At 43.4% G+C, this 14335-nt stretch carries 13 protein-coding genes; 2 read left to right on the top strand and 11 right to left on the bottom strand.

All coding sequences use genetic code 11. The features are described 5' to 3' along the window. Nucleotides 1–9: 9 nt before the first annotated feature. From MARME_RS02610 to radC, 11 genes are all read right to left on the bottom strand, one after another. Entirely contained in the window at nucleotides 10–1104 is a 1095-nt protein-coding gene (locus MARME_RS02610; protein ID WP_013659721.1) for an ABC transporter permease, read from the bottom strand. Then, entirely contained in the window at nucleotides 1101–2651 is a 1551-nt protein-coding gene (locus tag MARME_RS02605) for an ABC transporter ATP-binding protein (protein WP_013659720.1), read from the bottom strand. Before MARME_RS02605 ends, MARME_RS02610 begins: the two co-directional genes overlap by 4 nt. A gap of 246 nt (nucleotides 2652–2897) precedes the next feature. Then, the gene (locus tag MARME_RS02600; RefSeq protein WP_013659719.1) at nucleotides 2898–3893 is read right to left on the bottom strand and encodes a BMP family lipoprotein; all 996 of its coding nucleotides are present in this window, start codon (nucleotides 3891–3893) and stop codon (nucleotides 2898–2900) included. Between the two features lie 229 nt (nucleotides 3894–4122). Next, nucleotides 4123–4938, bottom strand: a complete 816-nt coding sequence (mutM, locus tag MARME_RS02595) for a bifunctional DNA-formamidopyrimidine glycosylase/DNA-(apurinic or apyrimidinic site) lyase (RefSeq protein WP_013659718.1) — start codon at nucleotides 4936–4938, stop codon at nucleotides 4123–4125. Between the two features lie 101 nt (nucleotides 4939–5039). Further along, nucleotides 5040–6176, bottom strand: coding sequence for a helix-turn-helix transcriptional regulator (locus MARME_RS02590; protein WP_013659717.1), 1137 nt, complete (start codon nucleotides 6174–6176; stop codon nucleotides 5040–5042). Nucleotides 6177–6220: 44 nt separating this feature from the next. Further along, on the bottom strand, nucleotides 6221–7354 hold the full coding sequence (locus MARME_RS02585; RefSeq protein ID WP_013659716.1) for a helix-turn-helix transcriptional regulator: 1134 nt from the start codon (nucleotides 7352–7354) through the stop codon (nucleotides 6221–6223). Nucleotides 7355–7838: 484 nt separating this feature from the next. Beyond that, nucleotides 7839–9488 (bottom strand): leucine-rich repeat domain-containing protein, encoded by a 1650-nt coding sequence (locus tag MARME_RS02580; protein ID WP_013659715.1) that lies wholly within the window; start codon nucleotides 9486–9488, stop codon nucleotides 7839–7841. Between the two features lie 178 nt (nucleotides 9489–9666). Then, nucleotides 9667–9837, bottom strand: coding sequence for a 50S ribosomal protein L33 (gene rpmG, locus MARME_RS02575; protein WP_011978459.1), 171 nt, complete (start codon nucleotides 9835–9837; stop codon nucleotides 9667–9669). Between the two features lie 11 nt (nucleotides 9838–9848). Next, the gene (gene rpmB, locus MARME_RS02570) at nucleotides 9849–10085 is read right to left on the bottom strand and encodes a 50S ribosomal protein L28 (protein ID WP_013659714.1); all 237 of its coding nucleotides are present in this window, start codon (nucleotides 10083–10085) and stop codon (nucleotides 9849–9851) included. 191 nt (nucleotides 10086–10276) lie between these two features. Next, nucleotides 10277–11404, bottom strand: coding sequence for an alpha/beta hydrolase family protein (locus MARME_RS02565; protein ID WP_013659713.1), 1128 nt, complete (start codon nucleotides 11402–11404; stop codon nucleotides 10277–10279). Between the two features lie 107 nt (nucleotides 11405–11511). Continuing rightward, the gene (gene radC, locus MARME_RS02560) at nucleotides 11512–12186 is read right to left on the bottom strand and encodes a RadC family protein (RefSeq protein WP_013659712.1); all 675 of its coding nucleotides are present in this window, start codon (nucleotides 12184–12186) and stop codon (nucleotides 11512–11514) included. 128 nt (nucleotides 12187–12314) lie between these two features. Here radC and coaBC point away from each other — a divergent pair, with 128 nt between their 5' ends. Further along, nucleotides 12315–13535 carry a bifunctional phosphopantothenoylcysteine decarboxylase/phosphopantothenate--cysteine ligase CoaBC gene (coaBC, locus tag MARME_RS02555; protein ID WP_013659711.1) on the top strand — a complete coding sequence of 407 codons (1221 nt, stop codon included), beginning with the start codon at nucleotides 12315–12317 and terminating at the stop codon, nucleotides 13533–13535. Between the two features lie 27 nt (nucleotides 13536–13562). Then, nucleotides 13563–14021, top strand: coding sequence for a dUTP diphosphatase (gene dut, locus MARME_RS02550; RefSeq protein WP_013659710.1), 459 nt, complete (start codon nucleotides 13563–13565; stop codon nucleotides 14019–14021). The last annotated feature ends 314 nt before the right edge of the window (nucleotides 14022–14335 follow it).

Raw genomic sequence — 14335 nt, 5'->3', positions numbered from 1 at the left:
TCTTTCCTCCTACGCTGCTCTACGAATAAAAAAACCTTCGATGCGATCTTTGAACATATGCTCAAGCGCACCAGAGAATAAAATCACCAAACCTTGAATAACCACGACTATTTCCGGTGTAATCGTCGGAATTTCGAAGGCCAGTTCCGCCCCACCTTGATAGAGTGCACCGAACAAAGTCGCGGCTAAAATAATCCCGATAGGATGATTGCGTCCCATCAATGACACCGCGATTCCAGCGAAACCATACCCCGCTGTGAAGTTCAGCAATAGGTTATGGTTAACACCCATGATCTCGTTAACACCTACAAAACCAGCCAAACCACCCGAAATCAACATCACCCAGATGGTCACTTTGGCATTATCAATCCCTGCATATTGCGCTGCTGTCGCATTCGTTCCTAACGTACGCAATTGATAACCCCAACGAGTATGCCAAATAAGCCCCCATATAAAGGCACAGCAGATAAGCGCTAATATAAAAGCGCCGTTCAATGGAGAATCACTAATATTGATTCCAAGCGGCGCTAGAATTTCGTGCATGTAAGGCATCCAAGCGTTTTCGGCGAACGTTCGGCTGTTTGCCGCCATGCGTCCTTCTTCTTTTAGCCAATTAACCAACAAGTAAACCATCAAAGACGACGCAATGAAGTTAAACATGATGGTGGTTATCACGATATGACTGCCACGACGAGCTTGAAGGTAAGCAGGAATATACGCCCACGCCGCGCCAAAAAGTGCCGACGCGATGACGGCCAACGGCATAATAATGATAAATGGCATGCTGGAATCCAGCCATAGACACACCAGTGCCACACCAAGACCACCGATATAAGCCTGACCTTCGCCACCAATATTAAAAAGGCCTGCTTTAAACGCGATGGACACCGCTAGTCCAGTAAAAATAAGGTTTGTCGCATAGTACAAGGTGTAGCCAATGCCTTCCTCGTAACCAAATGCGCCATAGATTAAATAACCAGCGGCTTCAATTGGGTTCTCACCGATCGCTAATATCACTAGCCCAGAAACCGCAAAAGCCAACATAATATTGAGAAGAGGAATAAGTGCAACGTTTACCCAAACAGGAACTTTTGCCTGACTCATGCCGATGCCCCCTCTTCATTGAAGGCATTTGCCATCATTAGTCCTAATGTTCTTTCGTCAGCCTCACTTGCAGGCAGCTCACCTACAATTTCGCCGTCGAACATAACCAGAATACGGTCACTCAGTGCCATAATTTCATCTAGCTCCACCGACACTAATAAGATCGCTTTATCAGCGACTCTTAGTTTAATTATTTGTTCGTGTATATTTTCAATCGCGCCAATATCAACTCCGCGAGTCGGTTGTCCAACTAACAAAACATCGGGGTTTTTCTCGACTTCACGTGCGATGACGATTTTTTGCTGATTGCCACCCGAAAAGTTTGCCGTTTTGAGGTGAGGGTTAGGCGGTCTAACATCCCAATCCTGCATGCGTTCGTTACACTCATCTAACATGGCTTTTCGGTTTAAGAAAATTTTGCCATTGTAAGCAGGATCATTATGGTAACCAAGAACAGCCGCTTCATACGCCTCAAATCCGGTTACTAGACCCATTTTATGTCGATCTTCGGGAATATGCCCCATTTTAAGATCACGCATTTGTGCTGCATTCTTAGGTGCTTTAGGTGTGATCACCTGACCTGCCATATGAACTTCCCCAGAAGACATAGGCGTAATACCAGACAACACATTGAGCAATTCGCTTTGCCCATTGCCAGACACCCCCGCTATACCCACGATTTCGCCAGCGCGTAGCTCTAAATTGATATTCTTTAAACGTGTAACGCCTTGGGAGTCCACATAGGAGATGTTTTTTGCAGCCAGTTTGACCTCTGCGGGTTCCGCTTCTTCTTTCAGAACTTTTAAGCGGACTTTTTTACCAACCATCAACTCGGCCAGCTCTTCTTTCTCCGTTTTTGCTGTTTCGCGATGTGCAACCATCTGCCCTAGACGCATTACCGACACATTGTCTGTAGACGCTAGAATCTCTCGCAATTTATGAGTGATCAAAATGACTGTAACGCCCTGCTTCTTAAGAGCGTCCAAAATACGAAATAGATGATCTGCCTCTTGAGGGGTAAGTACTCCGGTAGGCTCATCCAATATTAAGATACGAGCACCACGATACAGTGCTTTTAAAATCTCCACTCGTTGCTGCAATCCAACAGGAAGATCTTCGACAACAGCATCAACATCGATATCAAGACTGAACTCTTGCTCTAAACGGGCAAGTTCTTTTCGAGCAGCATCCATCCCGCCTTTCAAGATCGTTCCGCCTTCTGCTCCCAGTATGACGTTCTCCAGCACCGTAAAGTTTTCAACCAACATGAAGTGTTGGTGCACCATACCGATACCCGCTTTAATAGCGTCCTGAGAATTGCGAATCTTAACTTCCTGACCATCGATTTCGATCGTGCCAGAATCGGCTTCATAAAAACCGTAAATAATGCTCATCAGCGTTGATTTACCGGCACCGTTTTCACCAATAATCCCGTGAACAGTACCTGCTGGAACTTGCAAATTGATGTCTTTATTTGCTTGTACAGCACCAAAACGTTTTGAAATGCCACGCAATTCTATTGCGTATGGATGTGTCGGTTTATTCATAACTTATTTAATAATGTATTGTCTTTTCGTTAGTTAAAAAACCACTCGGTAAACTTATTGCGCTCAGAGGTTCGCTCGCAAGACTGCGTGCATTGCACGAAAACTAGCAATGTTTGATGACAGTTTAGACACTAAATAGACAAACGTGGCTCTAAATAACTTAAAACGTAGCTTGCCAGATAAACACTGAAGATAAAAAAAACAGCCGCCCGCTAATAAAGCGAGCGACTGTTTCTATTCAACCAATTAATATGTGCAAGAGTTGGTTGCCATGTAGTCATGAACCTTAATGTCACCGCTTACAATTTTCGCGCGGATATCATCCATTTTTGACTTCATATCATCAGTAATAAGAGATTTATTGTTGTCGTCGTATGCCCAACCAACCCCATTTTCAGCAAGACCTAATACCGTAATGCCTGAAGTCCATGAGCCATTAGCAGCCGCTTCATACGTATTGTAAGCAGCTTGGTCTACTCGCTTAACCATAGACGTCAACATTACGCCCGGGTGTAAGTAGTTTTGGTTTGAATCGACACCAATTGCGTATTTTCCAGCATCAGCAGCCGCTTGGTATACACCGATCCCGGTTCCACCCGCTGCAGCGAAAACAACATCCGCACCTTGTGAGAACTGACCTTTCGCCAACTCAGAACCTTTAGTCGGGTCATTAAATGCAGCCCCAGTAGAGCCTGTCATATTTTGAATAACCTTCGCATCAGAAGAGATGTATTTTGCACCCTGCTCGTAACCACAACCGAATTTACGAATAAGAGGAATGTCCATTCCGCCAACAAAGCCAACCGTGTCTGTTTTAGACGTCATTGCCGCCAACGCACCAACAAGGAATGATCCTTCGTGCTCTTTAAATACGATAGACTGCACATTAGGTAAATTGATTACACCGTCAATGATCGTAAATTTCGTATCAGGGAAGTCCTTTGCTACTTTCTCAACCGCTGACGTTTGGTTGAAGCCTACCGCAACGATAGGAGAGTAACCGCGTTTAGCAAGACGACGTAGACCTTGCTCCACTTGCGCTTCATTCTTTGGTTCAAACTCACGAACTTTAATACCAGTGTCAGTCGTGTATTTTTTAGAACCTTCGTAAACGCCCTGGTTAAAGGACTTATCGAATTTACCCGCTTTATCAAATACGACAGCTGGACCTGCATCTTTCGCATAAGCGGAAGATGCAGCGATTGCAAGTGCAGTTGCAGACGCTAGAAAGACACCTTTCATTCCAATTCCTCTTCTGATTTTTGTGGTCTTCGACAACTCTGATTAAAGAGCCTGCCTAATTGGTCAAAAATAAACTGATTGTTAACTCAAAGCAATGCTCTTGCCATTTAATGTGCAAAAAAACGCGCTTTTTTTGCTTTTTAAGCCAGACTTTCATAAAAATGACTTATTTCTAAGATAGCGAACATTTTAAAAAAAAGACTAAATATCGTATATCAAACTCTGAAAGCTATGTCTGGCAGTTATTGCAATATACGGTACTTCGCTGTCCTAAACGTATTTCTGAAAGTTCATTAGAGCAGCTTATACACTTCTCTCCACCACGCCCGTAAACGGCCAATTCTTGTTTGAAATACCCTGGTTTTCCATCACCACCCACAAAGTCTTTTAAGGTTGTACCACCTTGCTCTATTGCAGCGGACAAGACCTCTTTTATGGATGCAACAAACGCTTCCAATCGGGCTCGACTAATCTTACCTGCTGCCCTCTTTGGGTGAATACCCGCTTTGAACAAGGCTTCATTTGCATAGATATTGCCCACACCAACCACCACCTTACTGTCCATAATGAACATTTTTATGGCCTGCTTTCGTCCTTGCGCCCTTTCATACAAGTAATCCGCATGAAACGCATCAGTCAGAGGTTCTGGCCCCAGACTCTTAAGCAATTCATGTTCCAACCAGTCGCCAGGTTGCCAAAGCATTGCGCCAAAGCGACGTGGGTCGGTATAACGCATCACAATTGGTGAATCCGAAAACTCAATATCGACATGATCATGAAACAGCGGCGGCGTTCCCGCATCGACAAAATACAAACTACCAGACATACCTAAGTGAATGATTAATGTCCCTGCTTTAGTATGGACACCAATGTACTTCCCACGTCTAGACACGCTTTCTACCTTTTGACCTGACAATGCATTTACCGCATCAGGAATTGGCCAACGAAGTTTAGGCTGACGAATGACAACCTGTTGTATGGTCTTATTTACAATATTTGGCTCGATCCCACGTTTTGTGGTTTCGACTTCGGGAAGTTCTGGCACTAAAGGCTCCTACAATCTAATACTCATTTTCATGAGATTATAATATGCGTTGCCTGTTGTTCACACAGTCGTCTTATTAATCGTTTTTTCTAGTAAGTGCATCAGCCAACGAGATTTAACGACCCTGTAATCAAATAGCGAATTAACTCTTGCTGAGAGCTCACATTTAGCTTTGAAAAAATCGATTTGAGCTGACTCCTGACCGTCTGTTTGGAACTCCCTCTAACAGAAGTAATGTCATTTAACGTACTGCCGCCTAATAAGAGGATAACAATCTCGGCCTCAGCCTTCGTCAAAGGATAAATCGCTTGTAACATATCCACTGAAACAAATGAGGCAACAAGGGGATGAGAGATATACAAAGGCACAAGATCAGGACTATAAAGAGAGCTTTCTATAGGAGAGGGAGCGATAGTAACAGACAGCGGATGCTCATTTAGCGACGGAAATAAAATGGGAGAATGGTGCACAGACACATCTTTACCATCGTCTTCTGCAGCTTGAATCACCAATGACTTTAAACGCTTAAGACTTTCAGTATCAGCGCCCAGCAACGAATTGTTCTTAGAGATACTCAAGCCTAGATCTTGCTTCATCAATGAATACGCTAAATCATTTTGATAATGTACTTTTAAAGAAGCATCGACTAGCACAATACCCAATGGCACCTTGGAGAGCAGGTGCACCAAAATGGCTTCCTTTTGTTTAAGACGCTCTAATATGTCCGCTGTTTCAAAGACTCTTCGAAAATGAGAATAAAGCCTTTCCAGTACCTTCACCTCATCCTTCGAAAATTGCTCCGATTCCATTCCTCGATGAATACCGATACCGACAAAGTAATTCTCGTGGTTACAGATATTGAGTGCAGCAATATAACCTAGATTCGCTTTTAACAATATTTTATCGTAAAAATCGACATGCTCAGTACGTGAGACTTTATGATCAATCGCGGCTCTCGCTGCGCCTTCCGGCAGCGGTATCATCACCGTTGCCGTAGCGTCTAAGGCTCCAAGCTGCTTGTATTTTTCAATAAATTCTTCAGAAATGTTATAGACACCAAGAGCTCGAAATATTCGCTTTTTATGATCTAAGAAAAATAGCCCGCCGCTCTTTGCTCGTAATAAACGACATAGGCCTTCGAGCGGTTTATCCCAATCTTGGTGATCAAAACCATACGCATATATGTCTTCTATCACTTGAAGAAGATGTGAATCATTGAAATCTTGATGATGTGACACAGCAATCTCTCCTTACACGACTTCTATAAAAATATTAGAAACGTTTACAAAATGGGTGGCCGAATAGAGACAGCCTTTATCAGCAGCTCGATTCGACTGTTTACCTGAGCCTTCGACAATATTGATTTAATCTGCTTTCTTACGGTCTCTACCGAAACTCCTCGATAATCGGCCATATCTCGATCTTTTAACCCTTTGAAGATCATATTTGAAATATGGGCTTCACTCGGCGTTAATGAAATCACACTTGCAAATACAGAGACGTCTATCTCGGGAGGAGACTGAGTGTCTATTATATAAATAATACTGCCACTAAGATTGTTCTCAACTTCGTAACACCCGTCCCTTATGGGCGATTGCTCAACATAAAGTGGATGCTTGCCTGATGGACGTTCGATAAAAAACGAGACGCCGGTTAGACCCCCTTTTCCTTGCGAGGTGTCAGCCATTTTTTGAGTACCGTCCCGAAACTGCGCGTTTTGCTCTGTATTTGAAAAACATAATTTTCGATTCTTTAAATAGACGCCATCCTTCATGGAAAGAATGTCCTGTGCCAGTCTGTTCGAAACGATGATATTCCCTTGATAATCACACACACATACCGCAACACATAAACCGTCTAGTACAGACAATACCGCTTGATATTTACAGTAAAGCCCATGAAGGAAACTGTTCAAATTTACAGTCTTAGCAATATGAGGCGCGAGTAATTCGATATGTTTATCTAAGTTTTTGGGGATGTTTTTCACTATCTCAGGGTAATGGATAATAACAGCGTGCTTCCAACCAACGGGCTCAGATAGGTTTACCCCGACTGTTTTAGCCAATCCGGTCTTTTTTCTGATGAAAAGGAAATCCTCTCGATCAAGAACATTATCCTCATCCGGCCAAGCATCCTGCTCAGTGAGCCAACCGTAAGTACCCTCTTCAAATAAACGGTTTACCCCCTCAGATTCGTATTGAGAGTAACGCTTATTGTATTCGGCAAATTCCGCTCCGTAATGCTTATAAACGCTGGACGATATTTGAAGATTGAACGATTGATTACTTTCACTGTATTGAGTCACACCCGCTGCGCCAAATACATAGGCAAGCCGATCGTATGTTTCTTCATTACGCTTTGGTGCATTAATTGTCGAATACAACGCGCTTACAGCATCTACAATCTCAATATCCATTCTATAACCCTAGGGTAGGTACGAATAAGTCTTATCAGAGAACAGCCTATTAAGGCGAGAACGAGCAGAAATGTTAATACCTTTTAATCTCTCTTAACGAAGATAGTCTGTTTCTTTGAAAGACCCAAAAGGGCGTGCCGTACTTCAAGTTAAATTCGCACTCACTTTATTCTTTGTTAACTTCCTAGCCAATATATTCAATATTGAACAGTGAAACTAACCTCGAAAAAATACGATCTACATGCAAAAGCCAGTGGCCTTGCTCACACGGTCCCTCGACAAAGAATAAAGAAGGAACACACACAGAAATGTACATTTTTTATACTACAAATAATACACATAAGTTAATAACCCAATTACCAATAGAAGCGAACAAAGGTGTGACCACCAACCTTGGACGCACTCTAAAAAGCGAGCGACGAATATAAGAACAAAAATGAAGGAAAATAGAGGACCATGAAACAGCCCTCTATTGAGAGCTGTACTAAGTATCAGTGCAGGAGATACTCGACTTTAACCCTACTAGATCACCACAGCTAACTGTCACACCAGACAGTTTAGCGTCTCTTCGAATCACAAGAGTATCGAAGTTAGATAAAGCGTTTAATGCGCTGACAAAACCATTAACCGATTCACTGATTACATTTGAACCCGATATTTGAAGTTTCGTCAAACTGGAAAAATTAGAGATTGTAAAATTGCTAATGTCGCCATCCTCCAAATACAATTTGGTTAGTTTTGAGGCTGTAAACGGCAATGTACCACTAAGATCGTACGCATCATTGCCATAGTTTAAGGGCCTTAGTTTTAATCTCTCTAAGTTCGGCATACTTGCATTCGATAAATTGGAGTATGAGTCAATGTTCGTAGAGCGCAGATCCAAGTAACGGAGTTTACTACCAACGCCAGAAACAATCGTTGCAAGATCTGCCTCCGTGATTGAGGTTTTCGCAAGTTCAAGTTTAGTAAGATTATCTAAGTTTAAGCTCTTACTAATCATAGTATTGAGGTCAAACGTCACTTTAGTATTTGAGCTGTCAGTATTCCAACCCACTCTCAACTGCTGAAGTTTACTCCAGTTATTATTCCAGGATGAGAAGTCGCTAACCTCCCCCTCATCAATGGCCAGTACGCGCAAATTTGGCAAGGAATTAATCGCAGACACATCGTCATTATCAAGCGCTAACTTATAGAACGCTAAGACCTCTATATCGTTCTTAGCGGTACTCGCAGCTAAAAAAGTGTCTAGCTCAAACTTGGTAGGCGTAACATTGTTGCCTAACTGTGTGAGCGCTAAGTAAACTAACCCTTTCATACTATAAATAGCATCGTAACTAAGAAGGTTTATATCATCGCCAGTCGACGCGTCCGTCTGATCCGCTAAATCCAAAATCTCCATTTTTGTCAAAGCCGACAAAGAACTGATATCCGTTATGTGGTTTTCTGGGACGACCAATCGATACAATTCCATAAACTGATTCAAGCCAGCTAAAGACTGTATGTCAAACTTGGGTAAGTCGATTTCATAAACTTGCTCTACATAATCGTATTCGAGGTCTCGGAAAGCGGCGTTTAATGCAGAGTCCGTAATGCTATTTAGGTTGATTGATGTTCCCACAGGCGAGTTCGACGCGATATAAGCCTTAGCTTTTGCCTTGTCACTAAATAAGAGCTCTTTATCACAGTTACCCGTTTCTCCCGATTCTTCGAAACAAACTTCGATATAATCGGTATGGGCTGACAGGACTTTCCCAACCAAACTTTCATCACTGTCAGTCGAAGTGACCAATAAGTTGCCATTGTCGAGCACATCCCAAGTATATTGCTCAATAAAGTACTTTTCGTTCTCACTAGACTCAATATAACCGTCACCGACTTTTACGTGGCTGTTATCGAATAGAATAGTAGCAATCCCATAGGGCTCCGCCTCTCCCTCTTCGATATATACGTCATAGAATCGCTTACCGCTTACAAGGCTATCTGAAAATGCTGTCGTACCAGTGAAACCAGTCCCTGATTCATTATTACTTGAACTAGAATTCGTAGAGTCATCACCTCCTCCACCTCCGCAAGCAGTTAAGATAATAGACAGAACAGCCAGAGTACTGAACCTTATTCTAAATGCGCGAAACATGTCCCTCTCCTTAAACAAGAATAAAGCAAAATTTAACCTTTTGTTCAAGATTGGGGGAAACCCCCATATGGGGTATAAAGGAGAATTTTTTTACATTTCCTTACGGATAAAACCAGAAAAAAGACATAAAAAAACCGGCCATTATGCCGGTTTTTTTATGTACTTGAGAAAGCAAAAATTATTTGATTTTCGCTTCTTTGTACATTACGTGCTTACGCACTACAGGATCAAACTTTTTCATTTCCAGTTTATCTGGAGTGTTACGTTTGTTCTTGTCTGTAGTGTAAAAATGACCAGTACCTGCAGAAGATACCATGCGAATCAAATCGCGAGCGCCTTTAGAAGCCATAATTCAGTTCCTTATACTTTTTCGCCGTTAGCACGCATATCAGCAAGAACTGCATCGATGCCTTTTTTATCGATAATACGCATACCTTTAGAAGATACACGGATACGAACGTAACGGTTTTCGCTGTCTACCCAAAAACGGTGCCAGTGAAGGTTAGGAAGAAAACGGCGCTTAGTGCGACGCTTAGAGTGAGAAACGTTGTTACCTGTAACAGGACGTTTCCCTGTAACTTGACATACGCGAGACATAATCTAATACCTTTCGTTGCTATCCAAAACTATTGAAAGTATAAACTTTCTCAGGCGGAGCATGATTCCCAACGAATCAAAAAAATCCCATACCAGCTGAATAGCGGCGCGTATTTTCACATACGAGCCCCTAAAGAGCAATTATTTTGTTAAAAAATGATCAGTTTTTGCGCTACGTCTTCTTTATTTCCTTACAACGTACGATGAAAAGTAGAACGAATAAGCCTCACAAGCTCATCATGTATGCTTTTTCTGGTTCTGCTCCCGACTTCATCACATAAAGGGTCTGTTTCCCCTACTCTCTCTAGAAACGCTTTCGCACCAGATTTGCACTCAGGCAAAAAGCTGAAATGAACAGCCTCAGACACATAATCTATTCGACCATTCATTACTGTCTCAGACAAAGCGCGGGACGCCACTGAAACAGGCACCGTTTCGGGGTCGCCTAAATTGATGAAGTGCATCGGTATCGAGATTGAGCGCAAGCTGTGAGCATCGAACGCTTGTGCAACAGAGGGGTCAACTAAGACAGCGGATTTAATGCGGCGATCTATATTTAACTGCTCAAATTTACGCTTGTCGGTTTGTCTAAGATCAAAAGACGCCATCTGAACCTGCTTTCCGTCAACATAACCCACTGTGGAATTAAACCAATGGCAGTCCGCCATATTAGGAAAAGTTTCGCAGTAAACAGCGTAGTCCTCGAGATTTGTACGCGCTCCGACTAAAGACATCGCCGCCGCCCCACCCAGTGAAAATCCTAATACACCGACGCTCTGAGCATCTACCTGCTTACGACCAGACCATCGATCAATCATATAACCCACCAAAAGAGAAAGATCGTCCGTACGTTGCCACAATTTGGGCGTATCGACCGGAGTGGAATCCCCCGATGTTGTACCTGGATGGTTGGGCGCCGCAACAATAAAACCCGTTTTCGCGAGTTCAGTCGCAAGCCACGCTAACGTATCGTTGTTCGCGCCCGACCCATGAGACATCACAATTAATGGGTATTGACCCATTGCAACATTTGCCTCTTTTACAACAGAGGCACCTTTAAAAATACGACTGCTGTCAAAAACCGTTGAAGCCTCTTTAATCGAGGTTGGATACCAAACTTTGAAAGCAATATCTTCCTTGCGACTTTCCGAGAAGACACGCAAATTTTGCATGCCGACGTTGTGTATCTCGACATTTTTTATCTCGACTTTTTGTATTTCAACAACAGCGCCGCCAGCAGACGTAACGTCACTGGCCTTCACGATATTAAACAGACTGATAGAACAAACAACACACAAAACCATTAGAATTCGAATCATAATCACATTACCTGTAGTAGGTTCAAAGATAACGTGACAATAGGCGGAAATGGCTCGTCGTACGTCCTATATCCTGTATTAGGACGTACTCAATCAGCATGTTGAACTTATACATACCCTCGTTCTGCCAACGACAGAGGTTGCCCTTCGCCAACAATAAAATGGTCTAGGAGCGCGACATCGATTAACGCCAATGCTTTTTTAATACGGCTTGTTATATGAATATCTGACTGGCTAGGCTCACAGACGCCTGATGGGTGATTATGCGCCACGATAATGGCGGCCGCATTGTTGATCAGCGCCGCTTTCACTATTTCTCTTGGGTATACCGCTGCACTGTCAATTGTGCCGTGAAATAACTCTTGATAGCGAATAAGACGATGCTGGCTGTCTAAGAAAAGAGCGACAAATTTCTCTCGTGGAGAGTGTCTTAATTGACTCGATAGGTAGGATTTCACATGATCGGCGTTGTGGAAGACCGTCTCTTTAACCAATTGCTCATGCAGATAGCGGCGAGACATTTCCATCACCGCCTGTAACTGGGTGTACTTGGCGTCGCCTAAGCCAAAACCTTGGCAAAACTCCTCTCTCGTCGCCGCTAACAATTGGCGCAGTCCACCAAAATGGCTTAATACGCTACGAGCCAGCTCAACGGCACTTATCCCTTGCGTTCCAGTGCGTAAAAAGATCGCCAGCAACTCCGCGTCGCTCAATGCGCCTGCGCCATTTTGAATAAGCTTCTCTCTCGGCCTTTCTTGCTCCGGCCAATGCTTGATACTCATGATTCTCTCCTTGATCCATGATAGTCTTAGCGTCCATATATTAAATGGTTACGACAGCGAATAAACGCCTACCGTAACGATTAACTTCCCTAACAGTAACCCTACTCTAATTAATTGAGAAGTACTTTATGGCAAGGCTAGCAGGCAAACATATATTAGTTGGCATTACTGGCGGTATTGCAGCTTACAAAAGCATTCAGCTTATTCGACTTTTAAAGAAAGAAGCGGCAGAAGTACAAGTCGTTTTAACGGATGGCGCAAAAGCATTCGTGACGGAAATGACGCTTCAAGCCATCTCTGGTAACCCTGTTCGTAGCACATTGCTCGATCCTCAAGCGGAACTTGGAATGGGGCACATTGAACTGGCGAAATGGGCAGATCTTATTCTGATTGCGCCCGCATCGGCTGATTTTATGGCACGTCAGGCGCAAGGTATGGCCAATGACTTACTGAGCACCTTGTGCATTGCGACTGAATCCCCCATCATGATCGCCCCCGCGATGAATCAAGCCATGTGGGCACACCCCGCAACACAGGCAAACAAAGAAACCCTCTTATCAAGAGGCGTCACTATGATCGGTCCAGCGGCGGGCGAGCAAGCTTGCGGTGACGTCGGGTTTGGCAGAATGGAAGAACCTGAAATAATCTTTGAAGCCGTTCGCGCCCACTTTTCACCCAAATCAGCGGAGTTAAAAGGTCAGCATTGGATCATTACTGCGGGACCGACAATGGAAGCCATTGACCCAGTTCGATTCATCAGTAACCACAGTTCTGGAAAAATGGGCTATGCATTAGCAAAAGCGGCGGCAGATCTAGGCGCAGAGGTAACGCTGATTAGCGGCCCCACTAACCTAGCAATGCCATCAGGTGTGAAACGAGTAGACGTTAAAAGCGCTCAGGAAATGCTTTATGCTTGTCGAGTCGCGGCAGCAGATCAAGCAGATGTTTTTATAGGTGCTGCGGCCATTGCAGACTTCCGAGTTAAAGATGTCGCTACTCAGAAGATGAAAAAGCAATCAAACGAAAACGAGATGCAACTCACCTTAATCAAGAATCCAGATATTATTGCGACCCTTTCTTCTGAAGATGCCGCTAAGTATTTTATCGGGTTTGCGGCGGAAACTCAGAATGTCGTCACTTACGCCAAAGACAAACTTGAGAAAAAAGGTCTGGACCTGATCATTGCTAACGATGTTTCTCGCAGTGACATCGGCTTCAACAACGACCAAAATCAGGTCGTCGTCCTATCGAAAGACGCTCAGTGGACACCTGAGAAAGCAAGTAAAACCGAGCTTGCAAAACATCTAGTAAACATTATTCAAACATTTCAAACCGAACAGCCTAAATAAAGGCATTAGAACCTAAGAGCAATTAAGATGAAACAAGCCATCCAACTTAAAGTATTGAACGATAAAATCGGCACAGAGATCCCTCTACCTACTTATGCGACGGAAGGGTCTGCTGGGTTGGATTTACGCGCCTGCTTAGATGAAGCCATCACACTTTCACCAGGCCAAACGACATTGCTACCAACGGGGCTTGCCATCTATATTCAAGATCCAAACCTAGCTGCAACCATTCTCCCGCGCTCTGGTTTAGGGCATAAGCATGGCATCGTGCTTGGTAATCTCGTGGGGCTTATCGATTCCGACTACCAAGGGGAGCTGATGGTTTCCTGCTGGAACCGTGGACAAACTGAATTTACGATCGAACCGGGCGAGCGCGTCGCACAATTGGTTTTATTGCCAGTTGTACAAGCGGACTTTGATATCGTTACCGAATTCGAAAGCTCTGAGCGCGGTGAAGGTGGATTTGGTCACACGGGCACTAAATAAGCCTTATTCAAAAGAGATAATCAATATGCGGCACCCGCGTCGCATAGACGATAGCTCAAGCAAAAAAGGTGAGTATTTCTCACCTTTTTTTGTGTTTGCGTTTCTTTTTTTCACCCATAGCACCACTGACAATAAAATAATCATTATGAAGGCTTCAAAACCGCATTTTTTCGCTTGTTGGATATAGTTTAATCATTCATATCAGGCTATTATTTCTTCCCTAAGTGGTTGCTTACATACTTCATACAGCTTTGTTCAAAAGACTCTGCAATACTCTTTGTCCTAACAGCAAATATATTTTCGACAGCAACCCA

Source organism: Marinomonas mediterranea MMB-1, from assembly GCF_000192865.1.
Lineage (GTDB): Bacteria > Pseudomonadota > Gammaproteobacteria > Pseudomonadales > Marinomonadaceae > Marinomonas > Marinomonas mediterranea.
Note: the sequence above shows the minus strand (reverse complement) of the source record. Positions and strands in the feature narration are given on the sequence as shown.